General features: G+C 56.6%; 11 protein-coding genes. 6 read left to right on the top strand and 5 right to left on the bottom strand.

The features are described from left to right. Window positions 1-220: 220 nt before the first annotated feature. The 3 genes from arcB to lptF form a co-directional block, all read right to left on the bottom strand. A complete protein-coding gene (arcB, locus tag IM282_RS18695; protein WP_032626426.1) occupies window positions 221-2,554 on the bottom strand; it encodes an aerobic respiration two-component sensor histidine kinase ArcB in 2,334 nt (777 codons plus the stop codon). A gap of 137 nt (window positions 2,555-2,691) precedes the next feature. Continuing rightward, window positions 2,692-3,774 (bottom strand): LPS export ABC transporter permease LptG, encoded by a 1,083-nt coding sequence (gene lptG / locus IM282_RS18690; protein ID WP_022649534.1) that lies wholly within the window; start codon window positions 3,772-3,774, stop codon window positions 2,692-2,694. Next, window positions 3,774-4,874 carry an LPS export ABC transporter permease LptF gene (lptF, locus tag IM282_RS18685; RefSeq protein ID WP_023307066.1) on the bottom strand — a complete coding sequence of 367 codons (1,101 nt, stop codon included), beginning with the start codon at window positions 4,872-4,874 and terminating at the stop codon, window positions 3,774-3,776. The genes lptG and lptF overlap by 1 nt, the downstream gene beginning before the upstream one ends. Window positions 4,875-5,139: 265 nt before the next feature. Here lptF and pepA point away from each other — a divergent pair, with 265 nt between their 5' ends. From pepA to IM282_RS18660, 5 genes are all read left to right on the top strand, one after another. Beyond that, a complete protein-coding gene (gene pepA, locus IM282_RS18680) occupies window positions 5,140-6,651 on the top strand; it encodes a leucyl aminopeptidase (RefSeq protein ID WP_003861882.1) in 1,512 nt (503 codons plus the stop codon). 118 nt (window positions 6,652-6,769) lie between these two features. Then, window positions 6,770-7,213 (top strand): DNA polymerase III subunit chi, encoded by a 444-nt coding sequence (holC, locus tag IM282_RS18675; protein WP_003861884.1) that lies wholly within the window; start codon window positions 6,770-6,772, stop codon window positions 7,211-7,213. Continuing rightward, a complete protein-coding gene (locus IM282_RS18670) occupies window positions 7,213-10,068 on the top strand; it encodes a valine--tRNA ligase (RefSeq protein ID WP_063150255.1) in 2,856 nt (951 codons plus the stop codon). Before holC ends, IM282_RS18670 begins: the two co-directional genes overlap by 1 nt. A 123-nt stretch (window positions 10,069-10,191) precedes the next feature. Beyond that, complete coding sequence (locus IM282_RS18665) at window positions 10,192-10,695, top strand: GNAT family N-acetyltransferase (protein ID WP_022649537.1); 504 nt, start codon at window positions 10,192-10,194, stop codon at window positions 10,693-10,695. Window positions 10,696-10,778: 83 nt separating this feature from the next. Continuing rightward, entirely contained in the window at window positions 10,779-11,798 is a 1,020-nt protein-coding gene (locus IM282_RS18660) for an NAD(P)-dependent alcohol dehydrogenase (RefSeq protein ID WP_022649538.1), read from the top strand. Between the two features lie 43 nt (window positions 11,799-11,841). On the opposite strand, the gene IM282_RS18655 is transcribed toward IM282_RS18660, so the two are convergent. Beyond that, on the bottom strand, window positions 11,842-13,482 hold the full coding sequence (locus IM282_RS18655) for a dihydroxyacetone kinase subunit DhaK (protein ID WP_192970718.1): 1,641 nt from the start codon (window positions 13,480-13,482) through the stop codon (window positions 11,842-11,844). 137 nt (window positions 13,483-13,619) lie between these two features. On the opposite strand from IM282_RS18655, the gene IM282_RS18650 reads away from it, so the two are divergent. After that, entirely contained in the window at window positions 13,620-15,122 is a 1,503-nt protein-coding gene (locus IM282_RS18650) for a helicase HerA-like C-terminal domain-containing protein (RefSeq protein WP_022649540.1), read from the top strand. Here the strand turns inward: IM282_RS18650 and IM282_RS18645 are convergent. Next, on the bottom strand, window positions 15,102-16,043 hold the full coding sequence (locus IM282_RS18645) for a TIGR01212 family radical SAM protein (protein WP_096147825.1): 942 nt from the start codon (window positions 16,041-16,043) through the stop codon (window positions 15,102-15,104). The genes IM282_RS18650 and IM282_RS18645 overlap by 21 nt on opposite strands. Window positions 16,044-16,393 lie beyond the last annotated feature (350 nt).

Below are 16,393 nucleotides of genomic sequence, written 5' to 3'. Positions count from 1 at the left end.
TCTATGCAACTCGCTGAAGCACATTAAAAATTCTGATTAAAACGCTATGCTTCACACATTTCACTGATTCATGTAACAAACTGTTTAAGATTTGCTATCTTATCTGCGTGCGGCCTTAATTTTCAGGCGGCGTCCATGCGAAAACAACCCATAAAAATCAGGCGCAGCCACGATTTCCCTGGTGTTGGCGCAGTATTCGCGCACCCCGGTATAGCCGGGGTCATTTTTTTCGGGATTCTACCCAGGCTTTCAGCACTGCCACATCGTTTTGCCACTCTTGTTTCATCTCTTCAACCCAATCACCTACGTTATCTTCCCAGGCAGGTAAATCAGGCGACTGAATCTGTTGGCCCAGCTGCTGGAGATGGCGTAACCCGACTGAACCAGCTGCGCCTTTGATTTTATGTCCCTCTTCGACGATGCCCTTCTGGTCACGCGCCGTCAGGTTGGATTCGAGCACGTTCAGATAGCCCGGCATCATTTTTTCAAACACGGCCAGGCCATCGGTGATCAGTTTGGGTCCCACCAGATCGATATACTGCTCCAGCATGGCGGTATCCAGTATCGTTTGGGTTTTAGCGCTATCAACAGACGTCATGGTGCTCTCCTCTTCATCGCAGGTATCCCAGAACTTCTTGATCATCGCCGTCAGGGCAGGTACCGCCAGCGGCTTGCTGAGCACGTCGTCCATACCTGCCTCGAGGTACTCTTTTTTATCTTTCAACACGTTTGCGGTCAACGCAACCAGCGGCGGCAGCTCGTCAGGAGCATATTTGCGCGTCAGCTCGCGGGAGATATCCAGCCCGGTCATGTCCGGTAGCTGAATATCGAGCAGCACCAGGTCGTACTCGCCCGGCGTGAACATCTCCAGCGCGGCTTTGCCGGTCATCGCGACATCCACGCTGTTACCGAGTTTTTCCAGTACCGACCGGGCGACAATGACGTTCAGCTCAATATCTTCAACCAGCAGGACGTGCAGGGCTGGAAGCGGCATATCGTCGTTCTCAAACGTATCTTCCACTTCTTCAGCAACAGCAGGGGCGTGGACGGTAAGCGTAAAGGTGGAGCCTTTACCCGGCTGGCTGGCAACGGTGATATCCCCACCCATACTTTTCGCCAGACGTTTCGACACCGCCAGGCCAATGCCCGTGCCGGTCGCCGGTTTACCGCCGTGGCTGTCTTTAACCTGATAATACATGGCGAAGATCTTATCCTGCTCATCCTGAGGAATGCCGATACCCGAGTCCTCAACTTCAAAGTGCAGCATGTCCCCCTCATCATAGCGAATGCGCACCGCAACCTGTCCCTTCTGGGTAAACTTCACGGCGTTGCTGATGAGATTCCACAGGATCTGACGCAGACGCGTGCCGTCCGTCACCACTTTATGCGGCAGCGGCAGCGTCGGTTCCATCACGAAGCTCAGTCCTTTCTGCTGGGCCTGCAAACCTGACAGGTTCTCCAGGTCCGCGAGGAAGCCGGTAAAATCAACCGGCTGGTTGTCGAGCTGAACCTTACGGCGCTCCATCTTATCCATGTCGATAATATCATTGAAGATATTGCCCAGCGTGACCGCCGAAACGTGGATCGTTTTGAGGTATTTTTCCTGCTCGCTGGTCAGGTCGGTATCCAGCAGAATGCGGCTCAGCCCCACAATACCGTTTAGCGGCGTACGAAGCTCATGGCTGATGGTGGAGATGAAGGTGGTCTTGTCACGACTGGCGCGCTCCAGCGCATCCTGATATCGCTTACGCTCGGTGATATCACGGCCAAAGCCCATCAGACCATGACGTTTACCCACCCGGTCGTAATAAGGCACTTTGCGGATTTCAAAGCAGGCCTTGCGCCCGTCGGGGTAGTCCAGCCACTGCTCATAGGTCAACGAGACGTTATGACGGAACACCTTTTCATCCGTCTCCATCACTTTTGCCGCCGCCTCTTCGGAATAGACATCCTGAGGTTTCAGGTGTATCAGCTGCTTTTCGCTTTTCCCGGTCAACAATTCCATGGCCCGGTTACAGCCGGAGAACTCTTTATCTTCATTACGGTAGAACACCAGATCCGGCGACGCATCGAGGAACGAGCGCAGGAAAGAGGATTGCTGTTCAAGCTGGATCTGCGTGACCTCACGCTCTTTCATCTCAATTTTCAGCTGCTCCAGCGTGGTCTGACGCTCGGCTTCCGCCTTCTCACGGTCTGAAATTTCCTGATTCAGCTGGGCAATGTTGTCCTTGAGCTGAACGTTGAGTTTAAGATCGCGCTCGCGCATCTCTTCCAGCTTATCCACCAGTTTCGATAAACGCTGTCGGGACTCTTCCAGCTGCTCAACCACCACGGAGAGGAAATAGACCGCCCATGGGGTGATCAGCAGGCCAAAGAAAATAGAGCGGATCACGTCGATGCTCTCGACCTGACCATGCAGAACCATGGTCACGGCCATTTGCACGACGATGGCCAGAACGACCAGCGCCAGCGCCAGCAGCATGGAAAAACGCACCAGCCCGAGCTTCATCATCAGGTCGACGTAGTACTGGGCCAGCATTCGAATTTGCTTCATAGAGGATCCCTTCACGACTTTATCGCTCAATAATACTCAAATTCACGGCGAGGCGTTGAAGGTTGTGAGAAAAAGTGCGGGGTGAAACAGGAGATTAGCCTCGCCCCCGGGCAAGCGGGAGCGAGGAAGAAGGTTTATCAGGAGCGTTTTAGCAGCATCCAGAGGCTGATCAGGAAGAAACTGGCGCTCGGCAACAGCGCGCCGATAATTGGCGGAATGCCATACACCAGCGTCAGCGGACCAAAAATCTGATCGAGGACGTAGAACACGAAACCAAAGCTGATACCGGTTACCACGCGAACCCCCATCGGCACGCTACGTAGCGGTCCAAAGATGAACGACAGCGCCATCAGCATCATCACCGCCACGGACAGCGGCTGGAAGATTTTGCTCCACATGTTGAGCTGGTAACGCCCCGCATCCTGCCCGCTCGATTTCAGATACTTCACGTAGTTATGCAGACCGCTGATGGAGAGCGCATCGGGGTCAAGCGCCACGACGCCGAGCTTGTCCGGCGTCAGGTCGGTTTTCCAGGTACCGCTAACGGTCTGCGAACCGGTGATCTGTTTCGGGTTAGTCAGGTCAGATTCATCAACCTGGGATAACCGCCACAGCTTGTTGTTTGCATCAAATTTAGCAGAGGCGGCATAACGCACTGACTGCAAACGACGATCGTTATTGAAAGCATAGATACTCACGCCACCCAGCTCGTCATCCCCTTTCACGCGTTCGATATAGACGAAGTTCTGGCCATCTTTCGCCCATAATCCCTGCTGCGTGGAGAGCAGAGAACCGCCGTACATCGCCTGAGCACGGTAGTTACGCGCCATCTGTTCGCCCTGCGGCGCGACCCATTCGCCGATCGCCATGGTCAGCAGCACCAGCGGGATCGCGGTTTTCATCACCGACAGCGCAACCTGCATACGGGTAAAGCCCGATGCCTGCATCACCACCAGTTCGCTACGCTGAGCCAGCATCCCCAGGCCCAGCAGCGCACCCAGCAGGGCCGCCATCGGGAAGAAGATCTGCACATCTTTTGGTACGCTGAGCAGGGTGTACATCCCGGCGCCCAACGCGTCGTAACTCCCCTGCCCGGCTTTTTTCAGCTGGTCGACAAATTTGATAATGCCCGAGAGCGACACCAGCATGAACAGGGTCATCATGATGGTGGTAAAAATTGTTTTACCGATATAGCGGTCAAGTACGCCAAACGCCTGCATTAGATGGCTCCTTTACGCGTAAACCGGGCACGAAGACGACGCACAGGCACCGTGTCCCACAAGTTGAGTCCGACTGCCAGCAGCAGATACAAACCATTCACGACCCAGGTCCAGATCATCGGGTCAATTTTTCCTTTCCCGCCGTTAGACTTGATTGAGGTTTGCAGCAGGAAGAACACCAGATACAGCAGCATCGCTGGCAGCATCGACAGCACGCGGCCCTGACGCGGGTTCACCACGCTCAGCGGCACTACCATCAGCGCCATCATAAATACGGTGAATACCAGCGTGATACGCCAGTGCAGTTCAGCACGCGCACGATCGGTATCAGTATTCATTAAGGTGCGCATATCCATCTGCTCAGTATCCGTTGGATCGAGCGCGACGGCCTGGTGACCAATGATGGCCTGGTAGTTCTGGAAATCGGTGATACGGAAGTCACGCAGCATAGCCGTGCCTTCGAAACGCGTTCCTTTGTTCAGCGTGACAACCTGAGAGCCGTCTTTACGCTGCGCCAGCTGACCGGAATCCGCCACTACCACAGAAGGGCGCGCGTTACCTTTCGGGCGCAGTTGAGCAAGAAACACGTCATTGAAGCGGCTGCCATCGACGCTTTCGATAAACAGCACGGAGTTACCGTCGGTCGCCTGCTGGAACTGCCCCTGCGCCAGCGCCGCCAGCCCCGGGTTAGCTTTTGCTTCCGCCAGCACCTCATCCTGATGACGGGACGAGGTCGGCCCCGCCCACATGACGTTAACCGCGGCAACAATGCCCGTAAACAGCGCCAGCACCATGGCTGCCTTTACCAATACGGCCTTACTGAGGCCGCAGGCATGCATCACGGTGATTTCACTTTCGGTATAGAGCTTACCCAGGGTCATCAGCAGACCAAGGAACAGGCTTAACGGCAGGATAAGCTGCGCCATTTCCGGCACGCCAAGCCCGAGCAGGGAAAGCACCAGATTCGTTGGGATTTCGCCATCAACTGCCGCGCCGAGGATCCTGACCAGCTTCTGACAGAAAAAGATCAGAAGGAGGATAAAGAGGATCGCCAGTTGGCTCTTCAGCGTCTCCCGAACCAGATATCTTATGATTATCACTTTAAATACGCCCGTTAAAACTCGTCTTATGCAGGAATTTAGCTTGTTTCATGGCTTAAACGTCATTTATTCTCTTGAGTCGTCGAAATCATCGCTAAGATTAAAAAACCCGGCGGATTCGCGCTTCATGACATTTATTGACGTGTCGAAACCGTAGTAACGTAAGATTAACACGAAGTCACCACAACGGCGGACATGAGTTACGAAAGGTTTCAATTCTATCCGTAGCCGCCGCCGTTGTCTTTAAGATTCAGGAGCGTAGTGCATGGAGTTCAGTGTAAAAAGCGGTAGCCCGGAGAAACAGCGGAGTGCCTGCATCGTTGTGGGCGTCTTTGAACCACGCCGACTCTCCCCGATCGCCGAGCAACTCGATAAAATCAGCGACGGCTATATCAGCGCCCTGCTGCGCCGTGGCGAACTGGAAGGCAAACCAGGGCAGACCCTGTTGCTGCACCACGTTCCAAACGTCCTGTCCGAGCGTATTCTGCTGATTGGCTGCGGTAAAGAACGTGAGCTTGATGAGCGCCAGTACAAGCAGGTTATTCAGAAAACCATTAATACACTGAATGATACTGGTTCGATGGAAGCCGTCTGCTTCCTCACGGAGCTGCACGTTAAGGGCCGCAACACGTACTGGAAAGTACGCCAGGCCGTCGAAACCGCAAAAGAGAGCCTCTACAGCTTTGATCAGTTGAAGACCACCAAAAGCGAGCCGCGTCGCCCGCTGCGTAAAATGGTCTTTAACGTGCCAACCCGTCGCGAGCTGACCAGCGGCGAGCGCGCCATTCAGCACGGTCTGGCGATTGCTGCCGGTATTAAAGCGGCAAAAGATCTTGGCAATATGCCGCCAAACATCTGTAACGCCGCGTACCTGGCGTCACAGGCGCGCCAGCTGGCTGACGCCTACAGCAAGAACGTCATCACCCGCGTTATCGGCGAACAGCAGATGAAAGAGCTGGGGATGCACTCTTATCTGGCGGTCGGTAACGGCTCCCAGAACGAATCCCTGATGTCGGTCATCGAATACAAAGGCAATCCGTCTGAAGACGCGCGTCCGATCGTGCTCGTTGGCAAAGGGCTGACCTTCGACTCCGGCGGTATCTCCATCAAGCCTTCAGAAGGCATGGATGAGATGAAGTACGACATGTGTGGCGCGGCGGCGGTTTACGGCGTCATGCGCATGGTCGCGGAACTTCAGTTGCCCATCAACGTGATCGGCGTGCTGGCGGGCTGCGAAAACATGCCTGGCGGCCGCGCTTATCGCCCGGGTGATGTGCTGACTACCATGTCCGGCCAGACCGTTGAAGTGCTGAACACCGACGCCGAAGGCCGTCTGGTGCTGTGCGACGTGCTGACCTACGTTGAGCGTTTCGAACCTGAAGCGGTTATCGACGTAGCTACCCTGACCGGCGCCTGCGTGATTGCGCTGGGGCATCACATCACCGGCCTGATGTCGAACCACAATCCGCTGGCGCATGAGCTGATCGGCGCGTCCGAACAGGCTGGCGACCGCGCGTGGCGTCTGCCGCTGGGGGACGAGTTCCAGGAACAGCTGGAGTCTAACTTCGCGGACATGGCGAACATTGGTGGCCGTCCTGGCGGCGCAATTACCGCAGGCTGCTTCCTGGCGCGCTTCACCCGCAAGTACAACTGGGCGCACCTGGACATCGCGGGGACCGCATGGCGCTCCGGTAAAGCCAAAGGCGCGACCGGACGTCCGGTGGCCCTGCTGTCGCAGTTCCTGCTCAATCGCGCGGGTTTTAACGGCGACGAGTGATGAAAAACGCCGGGTGGCGGCTTCGCCTTACCCGGCCTACAACGTCACTCAACCGTAGGTCGGGTAAGCGTAGCGCCACCCGGCTTTGCATTTAAATCCACGACAAGAAACCCCATATATGAAGAATGCAACGTTCTACCTTCTGGACAATGACACCCATCAGGATGGCCTTAGCGCCGTTGAACAACTGGTGTGTGAAATTGCCGCAGAACGTTGGCGCGCAGGTAAACGCGTCCTGATTGCCTGTGAAGATGAGCAGCAGGCGATTCGTCTGGATGAAGCGCTATGGGCGCGCCCGCCGGAGAGTTTTGTTCCGCATAACCTGTCGGGCGAAGGTCCACGCGGCGGTGCACCGGTCGAAATTGCCTGGCCGCAAAAACGCAACAGTAGCGCGCGCGATATTCTCATTAGCCTGCGGACAGACTTTGCAGATTTTGCCACCGCTTTCACAGAAGTGGTAGACTTTGTCCCTTACGAAGAATCTTTGAAACAGCTGGCGCGCGAACGCTACAAAGCGTACCGCCTGGCCGGTTTTAACCTGAATACGGCAACCTGGAAATAATGGAAAAGACATATAACCCACGCGATATCGAACAGCCGCTTTACGAGCACTGGGAACAGCAGGGCTATTTCAAGCCTAACGGCGACGAAAGCAAAGAGTCCTTCTGCATCATGATCCCGCCGCCGAACGTCACCGGCAGTTTGCATATGGGGCATGCTTTCCAGCAGACCATCATGGATACCATGATCCGCTACCAGCGTATGCAGGGTAAAAACACCCTGTGGCAGGCGGGGACTGACCACGCGGGTATCGCGACCCAGATGGTGGTTGAGCGTAAAATTGCCGCTGAAGAGGGTAAAACCCGCCACGACTACGGTCGCGACGCGTTTATCGACAAAATCTGGCAGTGGAAAGCGGAATCCGGCGGCACTATTACCCGTCAGATGCGCCGTCTCGGCAACTCCGTGGACTGGGAGCGTGAGCGCTTCACCATGGACGAAGGCCTGTCCAACGCCGTGAAAGAAGTCTTCGTGCGCCTGTACAAAGAAGACCTGATTTACCGTGGCAAACGCCTGGTCAACTGGGACCCGAAACTGCGTACCGCCATCTCTGACCTGGAAGTGGAAAACCGCGAGTCTAAAGGCTCCATGTGGCACATCCGCTATCCGCTGGCCGACGGTGCAAAAACCGCAGACGGTAAAGATTACCTGGTGGTGGCGACCACCCGTCCGGAAACCCTGCTGGGCGATACCGGCGTGGCCGTTAACCCGGAAGATCCGCGCTATAAAGATCTGATCGGCAAATTTGTGGTGCTGCCGCTGGTGAACCGCCGTATTCCGATTGTGGGCGACGAACACGCCGACATGGAAAAAGGCACCGGCTGCGTGAAAATTACCCCGGCGCACGACTTTAACGACTATGAAGTCGGTCGTCGTCATCAACTTCCGATGATCAACATTCTGACCTTCGACGGCGATATCCGCGAAAGCGCAGAAGTGTACGACACCAAAGGCAACGAATCCGACGTTTATTCCAGCGACATCCCGGCTGAGTTCCAGAAGCTGGAGCGCTTTGCCGCGCGTAAAGCCGTCGTAGCCGCCGTGGACGCGCTCGGCCTGCTGGAAGAGATTAAACCTCACGATCTGACCGTGCCGTACGGCGACCGTGGCGGCGTGGTTATCGAGCCAATGCTGACCGACCAGTGGTACGTGCGTGCCGACGTGCTGGCGAAACCGGCTGTGGAAGCGGTTGAGAACGGCAGCATTCAGTTCGTGCCGAAGCAGTACGAAAACATGTACTTCTCCTGGATGCGCGATATTCAGGACTGGTGTATCTCCCGTCAGCTGTGGTGGGGTCACCGTATCCCGGCGTGGTACGACAATGAAGGCAACGTCTACGTTGGCCGCACCGAAGAGGAAGTGCGTCAGGAAAACAACCTGGGCGCTGACGTTGCGCTGCGCCAGGACGAAGACGTGCTGGATACCTGGTTCTCTTCCGCGCTGTGGACCTTCTCGACCCTCGGCTGGCCGGAAAACACCGACGCGCTGCGTCAGTTCCACCCAACCAGCGTGATGGTCTCCGGCTTCGACATCATCTTCTTCTGGATCGCCCGCATGATCATGATGACCATGCACTTCATCAAAGACGAAGATGGCAAGCCGCAGGTTCCGTTCCATACCGTTTACATGACCGGCCTGATCCGCGACGACGAAGGCCAGAAGATGTCCAAATCCAAGGGTAACGTTATCGACCCGCTGGACATGGTTGATGGTATCTCTCTGGAAGAGCTGCTGGAAAAACGTACCGGCAACATGATGCAGCCGCAGCTGGCGGAGAAAATCCGCAAGCGTACCGAGAAGCAGTTCCCGAACGGGATCGAATCTCACGGTACCGACGCCCTGCGCTTCACCCTGGCGGCGCTGGCCTCCACCGGTCGTGACATCAACTGGGATATGAAGCGTCTCGAAGGTTACCGTAACTTCTGTAACAAGCTGTGGAACGCCAGCCGCTTCGTGCTGATGAACACCGAAGATCAGGATTGCGGCTTTAACGGCGGCGAAATGACCCTGTCTCTGGCAGACCGCTGGATCCTGGCGGAATTTAACCAGACGGTGAAAGCGTTCCGCGACGCGCTGGACAGCTACCGCTTCGACATCGCGGCAGGCATCCTGTACGAATTCACCTGGAACCAGTTCTGTGACTGGTATCTGGAGCTGGCGAAGCCGGTCATGAACGGCGGCACTGAGGCGGAGCTGCGCGGTACGCGTAATACGCTGATTACCGTCCTGGAAGGTCTGCTGCGCCTTGCGCACCCGATCATTCCGTTCATCACCGAAACCATCTGGCAGCGCGTGAAGGTGATTGCCGGTATTAACGCCGATACCATCATGCTCCAGCCGTTCCCGGCATTCGATGCCGCGAAAGTGGATGAAGCCGCGTCTGCGGATACCGAGTGGCTGAAACAGGCGATCGTTGCGGTACGTAACATTCGTGCAGAAATGAATATCGCTCCGGGTAAACCACTGGAGCTGCTGCTGCGCGGTTGCAGCGAAGCTGCCGTTCGTCGCGTCACCGAGAACAACACCTTCCTGAAAACCATGGCGCGTCTGGAAAGCATCACCGTGCTGCCTGCCGATGATAAAGGTCCGGTTTCCGTGACCAAAATTATCGACGGCGCGGAGCTGTTGATCCCGATGGCGGGCCTGATCGACAAAGACGCTGAGCTGGCTCGTCTGGCGAAAGAAGTGGCGAAAGTCGACGTGGAAATCGGCAAAATCGAAAGCAAACTGGCGAACGAAGGCTTTGTGGCCCGCGCGCCGGAAGCGGTCATCGCCAAAGAGCGTGAGCGTCTGGTTGCCTTCGCCGATGCGAAGACCAAACTGATCGAGCAGCAGGCGGTTATCGCAGCCCTGTAATGCTTTTACCCCTTACGCTTCAGGGCGTAAGGGGTATCCTTCCTGAAAACTCCTCGCTTGCACTCCCCTTTCTGCGGTGCTATTAACAGCAGTTGTGTGTCAATTTTTGTCATGAGTAATGCTATGAGCGTGATTACCCCCGTCGCGACGACAATGCGTCGGATCACTGAGCAGGACAACCCGGCTATCGCCGCCGTTATCCGCACGGTATCGGCCGAATATGGCCTGACCGCCGACAAAGGCTACACCGTGGCCGATCCCAATCTGGACGAACTTTTTCAGCTGTACAACCAGCCGGGCCATGCCTATTGGGTCATCGAGCAGGACGGCCAGGTCGTGGGCGGCGGCGGCATTGCCCCCCTGCTCTGCAGCGAGCCGGATATCTGTGAACTCCAGAAAATGTATTTCCTGCCAACGATACGCGGACAAGGCCTGGCGAAAAAGCTGGCGCTGGTCGCCCTGGAACATGCACGCTCACAGGGCTTTAAACGTTGCTACCTTGAAACCACCGCTTTCCTTAAAGAGGCCATTGGCCTGTATGAACATCTGGGCTTTGAGCATATCGATGCGCCACTGGGCTGCACGGGCCACGTGGACTGCGAAGTCAGGATGCTGAAAAGTCTGTAAGTTTTGTTCCTGCCGTCTTCTGTTAAGCGTCTGTAAACTGAATGCTCTACACTCACAGTTCACACCAAAACAGGGGAAACGCGATGTCGAAGATAAAAAGCTACGCCGCACCGCAGGCGGGTGCAGAACTTGAGCTGTACGAGTACGATGCGGGCGAACTAAAAGCGGAAGACGTCGAAGTACAGGTGGATTACTGCGGGATCTGCCATTCAGACCTCTCGATGATCGACAATGAATGGGGCTTTTCCAGCTATCCGCTGGTTGCCGGGCACGAAGTCATTGGCCGCGTCGTGGCGCTCGGCAGCGCCGCGCAGGACAAAGGGCTGAAAGTGGGCCAGCGCGTGGGTATCGGCTGGACGGCACGCAGCTGCGGCCACTGCGACGCCTGTATTAGCGGTAACCAGATCAACTGCCTTGAGGGCGCTACGCCGACCATCCTGAACAAGGGTGGTTTCGCCGATAAACTACGCGCCGACTGGCAATGGGTTATCCCGCTGCCGGACAGCATTGATATTGAATCAGCAGGTCCGCTGCTGTGTGGCGGTATCACCGTATTTAAACCGCTGCTGATGCATCACGTAACTGCCACCAGCCGCGTGGGCGTGATCGGTATTGGCGGGCTGGGGCATATTGCCATCAAACTGCTGCACGCGATGGGCTGTGAAGTGACGGCGTTCAGCTCTAACCCGGCGAAAGAGCAGGAAGTGCTGGCGATGGGTGCGGATAAAGTGGTGAACAGTCGCGATCCCGAGGCGCTCACCGCTCTGGCAGGTCAGTTTGACCTGATCATCAACACCGTCAACGTCGATCTCGACTGGCAGCCGTACTTTGAGGCCCTGGCCTACGGTGGTAACTTCCACACCGTGGGTGCGGTGATGAAGCCGCTGCCGGTTCCGGCGTTTACCCTGATCGGCGGCGATCGCAGCGTATCCGGATCTGCTACCGGCACGCCATATGAGTTACGCAAGCTGATGAAGTTTGCCGGACGCACAAAAGTGGCACCCACCACCGAGCTGTACCCGATGTCAAAAATCAACGAAGCGATCCAGCACGTGCGTGACGGTAAAGCCCGCTACCGCGTAGTGTTGAAAGCGGATTTCTGATGTGAGTTTGCCGGGTGGCGGCTTCGCCTGACCCGGCCTACTTTCACTGCCGCGCCAATACGTTAAGTACTTCTGCCACCGCGACCGCTCCCGGATCCATCACCCCATCCAGGCTCTCTTTATTGACATACGACGAGCGTCCCGCGCCGGCTTTCGCCATTTTCGCCGTTGCTTCGGCACCCTGCTGCGCAGCCTGCGCCGCCGTCCGCAGATCGCCATCCCTTAATGCCTCCAGCGCCGGTTGCAGGGCATCGATCAGCGTACGATCGCCGAGATCTGCACCGCCATACTGCTTCATCTGCGCCAGTCCGCTCAACAATGCTTCTGGTAGCGGCTGTCCATCGTGAAGCTTTTGTCCTGCCGCCGTGAAGAAGATCGACATCAGCACCCCGCTCGACCCGCCCATTACCGTAGCCAGCCGCTCCCCCACCAGCAGGAGTAATGTCGGCACGTCGTTAAGGGGCAGGTTGTTCTCCTCAAGTCGCTGCGCAATATCCCGCGCCCCTTGCGCAAAGGTGGAGCCCGTATCGCCATCGCCTACTTTAGCATCCAGCGCGTTGAGGCGGTTTTCCAGCTGGATCAATGTCTTCGTTACCGAAGCGACGGCCTCGCTCACCTGCGGATTGTCCGATGGGGTATATTCCACGCGGTCACGAAGGGCGCTATGGGGGACGGTACGCAGGGGCGCGAACGCGACGGGCTTCTGCCAGCCCAGCGTCTCGACCTCGGCGTGAATCGCCTTCTCGAAGAAATCGTTGAGCTTCAGCAGCGTTAGCGAAAACCCTTTCATATCCAGCGCACTCACCAGCGGCGCCGGGCCAATCAGATACGCAATGTTCTCTTTCAGCGCCGAATGCGCCAGCTCTTTGGTGAGCAGAGCCATCTCCAGCGCTGACACGCCGCCGAGGTTGTTGATCAGCACCGCAAAGCGCCCGTCCCCCGCCTGCGCGCGTAACGGCGTCACCAGCGTGTCGATAATGGCTTTGCTGTTTTGCGTATCCACGACGGAAGCTCCCGGCTCGCCGTGAATGCCCAAACCCAGCTCGACATGGCCTTGTTTTATGCGCCCCTCTTCATCATCGCTGCCCGGCAGGTTGCACGTTTGCATCGCCACGCCCAGGCTCCAGAGGTTATCGCAGGCCTGTTGCGCTATATCCCGCACGTCGTTTAGCGATTTCCCCTGCTCTGCCGCATATCCCGCAATCTTATGCACCAGCGCCGTTCCCGCGATACCACGCGGCTGCTTGTTATCCGGCAGGGCAATATCATCCGCGACGATAACCATCTCCACCTTCAGGCCGTAGCGTTTGGCTTTTTCCGCTGCCAGGCCAAAGTTAAGCCGGTCGCCGGTGTAGTTTTTCACAATTAGCAGGCAGCCACGATCGCCCGTCACCGCCACAATGGCATTGAGGACCGCATCCACGCTTGGGGAGGCGAACAAATCGCCACACACCGCTGCGGTAAGCATGCCTTTACCGACGAACCCGGCATGTGCCGGTTCATGGCCGGAGCCGCCACCGGAGATCACCGCCACGCGGCTTTTATCCCAGTCGCCGCGTGCCACCACGCGGATGGCCGGATCGATATCCAGTTTGACGAGATTACCGTGCGGCGCGGAGAGAAGTATGCCTTCAATGGCATCGTTGACAAGCTGTTTGCGGTCGTTAAAAAAGAATCTGGACATAGTTTCCCAAAATTTTGTTTACCGTATGCAAAAGCATAGTCCGCACTGGATAATGCGCCGCAAAGTGAGGAATTTACGCAGACGTTTTGCCGTCAGGTTGCCTATACTCCACCCAGGACTACGAGAGGACGTGCATCATGAGTACACCATTGTTAATCGCCAGGACGCTGGAAAAAGAGCTGTTTTTACTGCCCGCGATGGCGAACCGTCATGGCCTGATCACCGGCGCGACCGGGACGGGAAAAACCGTCACCCTGCAAAAGCTGGCTGAGTCGTTGTCCGAGGCTGGCGTGCCGGTTTTTATGGCTGACGTGAAGGGCGATTTAACCGGGGTGGCTCAGGAAGGCACGGCGTCAGAAAAACTGCTCGAGCGCCTGAAAAATATCGGCATCACGGACTGGACGCCGCACGGTAATCCAGTGGTGGTCTGGGATATCTTCGGCGAAAAAGGGCATCCGGTGCGCGCCACCGTCTCCGACCTCGGCCCTTTGCTGCTGGCCCGTCTGCTTAATCTTAACGACGTGCAGTCCGGGGTGCTGAACATTATTTTCCGTATCGCCGACGATCAGGGCTTACTGCTGCTCGACTTCAAAGATCTGCGCGCCATCACCCAGTACATTGGCGATAACGCCAAATCCTTCCAGAACCAGTACGGCAATATCAGCAGCGCCTCGGTGGGCGCCATTCAGCGCGGGCTCCTGACGCTGGAGCAACAGGGCGCCGAGCATTTCTTCGGCGAGCCAATGCTGGATATCAAAGACTGGATGCGCACCGACAGCAGCGGCAAAGGCATCATCAACATTCTGAGCGCAGAGAAGCTCTACCAGATGCCGAAGCTCTACGCCGCCAGCCTGCTGTGGATGCTCTCTGAACTCTACGAACAACTGCCGGAAGCAGGCGATCTGGAAAAACCCAAACTGGTGTTCTTCTTTGACGAAGCGCACCTGTTGTTTAACGACGCGCCGCAGGTGCTGCTGGATAAAATTGAACAGGTTATCCGCCTGATCCGCTCCAAAGGCGTCGGGGTCTGGTTTGTGTCGCAAAACCCGTCGGATATTCCGGACAACGTACTGGGGCAACTGGGTAACCGCGTGCAGCACGCCCTGCGCGCCTTTACGCCGAAAGATCAAAAAGCGGTGAAAGCCGCGGCGCAAACCATGCGTGCCAATCCGGCCTTTGATACCGAAACCGCCATTCAGGCGCTGGGCACCGGTGAAGCGCTGATTTCGTTCCTCGATGCAAAAGGCAGCCCGACAGTTGTCGAGCGCGCGATGGTGATTGCGCCCTGCTCGCGCATGGGGCCAGTAACGGACGATGAACGCAACGGCCTGATCAACCACTCCCCGGTGTACGGGAAGTATGAAGACGAGGTGGATCGCGAATCCGCGTTCGAGATGCTGCAAAAAGGGGTGCAGGCGACTGCCGAATCGCAGAATGCGCCTGCCGCCAAAGGGCAATCTGTAGCCGTGGACGACGGCATTCTCGGCGGGCTGAAAGATATTCTGTTCGGCAGCACCGGGCCGCGCGGCGGCAAACGCGATGGCGTGGTGCAGACCATGGCAAAAAGCGCGACGCGTCAGATTACCAACCAGATAGTGCGCGGCATGCTGGGAAGTCTGTTAGGCGGCCGTCGCCGGTAGCGGTGGAACCCACGGGCGGCCAAGCGCCGACCCCTGTACGCCGTTCTCCTGTAGATAGCGGTCGATTTCCAGCATCCCCGTCCAGCGGTTCTCACACCAGAGCGGTGCCAGAAGCGTTGGGCGGCGGGCGCTTGCCGAGATGCGGTGGTAAACAATCTCCGGCGGCGTGTGGCGAATCATCTCCCCCGCCGTCACCGTATAGTCGTCGAGTTCGATACCACTTAACCGCCCCGCTTCCCAGGCTTTCGCCATAATGCTTCCCGTAACAATATGCAGCGGGTGCAGCTTAATGCCGTCCACGCCGGTCTCGACGACTTTTTCCAGCGTTTCAAGACCATGCTGCTGCCCTTCTCCCGGCAAGCCGACAATCAGATGCGAGCAGACTTTTAATCCACGCTCGCGGGCGAGACGCGTGGTGCGCTGGTAGCAGGCAAAATCATGCCCGCGATTGATACGGTGCAGGGTTTTGTCGTGCGCGGTCTGCAAGCCCAGCTCCAGCCAGATCTCGTAGCCCTTCTCTTTGTACTCGCTAAGTAAATCCAGCACGGCGTCCGGCACGCAGTCCGGACGCGTCCCCACGCACAGCCCGACAATGTTCGCTTGAGCAACCGCCTGTTGATACATAGCGCGCAGCACCTGCACCTCCGCCCACGTGCTGGTGTAGGCCTGGAAATAGGCCAGATATTGCTTCGCGCGGTTCACCAGACTCGCCTGATGGGCGAGCTGTTCAGCGATAGATTTATGCTGTTGAGCTTCATCAGCAAACGAGGCCACGTTACAGAAGGTGCAGCCACCACGCCCGATGGTGCCATCGCGGTTCGGACAGCTAAAGCCGCCGTGCAGCGTCAGTTTGTGAACCTTTTGTCCGTAGCGCTGCAAAAGATCCCCACCAAACATATTGACTAATTTCTGTAACTGCATAATCTGATAGACCGTCCCGAAGAAAGGGGACAAGCCTGCCATTTTTAGCCTCTGTCGGCGATGACCTGGATCAATCGCCCTGGACGGCCTTTATCTATTTGAATAAATAATCACGATTACCGAGATTTCATTCACCCTGCACGTAATTACTTTTCCTTATGTTCTGATGGTTTTTTTCATTTATAGCGCCAGGTCTGAAAAACAGTGATTTTATGCGGGTTTGAATGCCACCCCAGATTATTATTCTGCTATAAATCTGCATTTCAGCACGCTGCATTGATAATACCGCTTTCATATAGTGAGTCAGATCACACTCCCCTGCACCTTCCCGGCGCTTTAAGTGGTTGTAA

The sequence above is a fragment of the Enterobacter cloacae complex sp. P29RS genome, from assembly GCF_014893445.1.
Classification (GTDB): domain Bacteria; phylum Pseudomonadota; class Gammaproteobacteria; order Enterobacterales; family Enterobacteriaceae; genus Enterobacter; species Enterobacter intestinihominis.
This window is presented reverse-complemented; position numbering and strand designations above follow the sequence as displayed.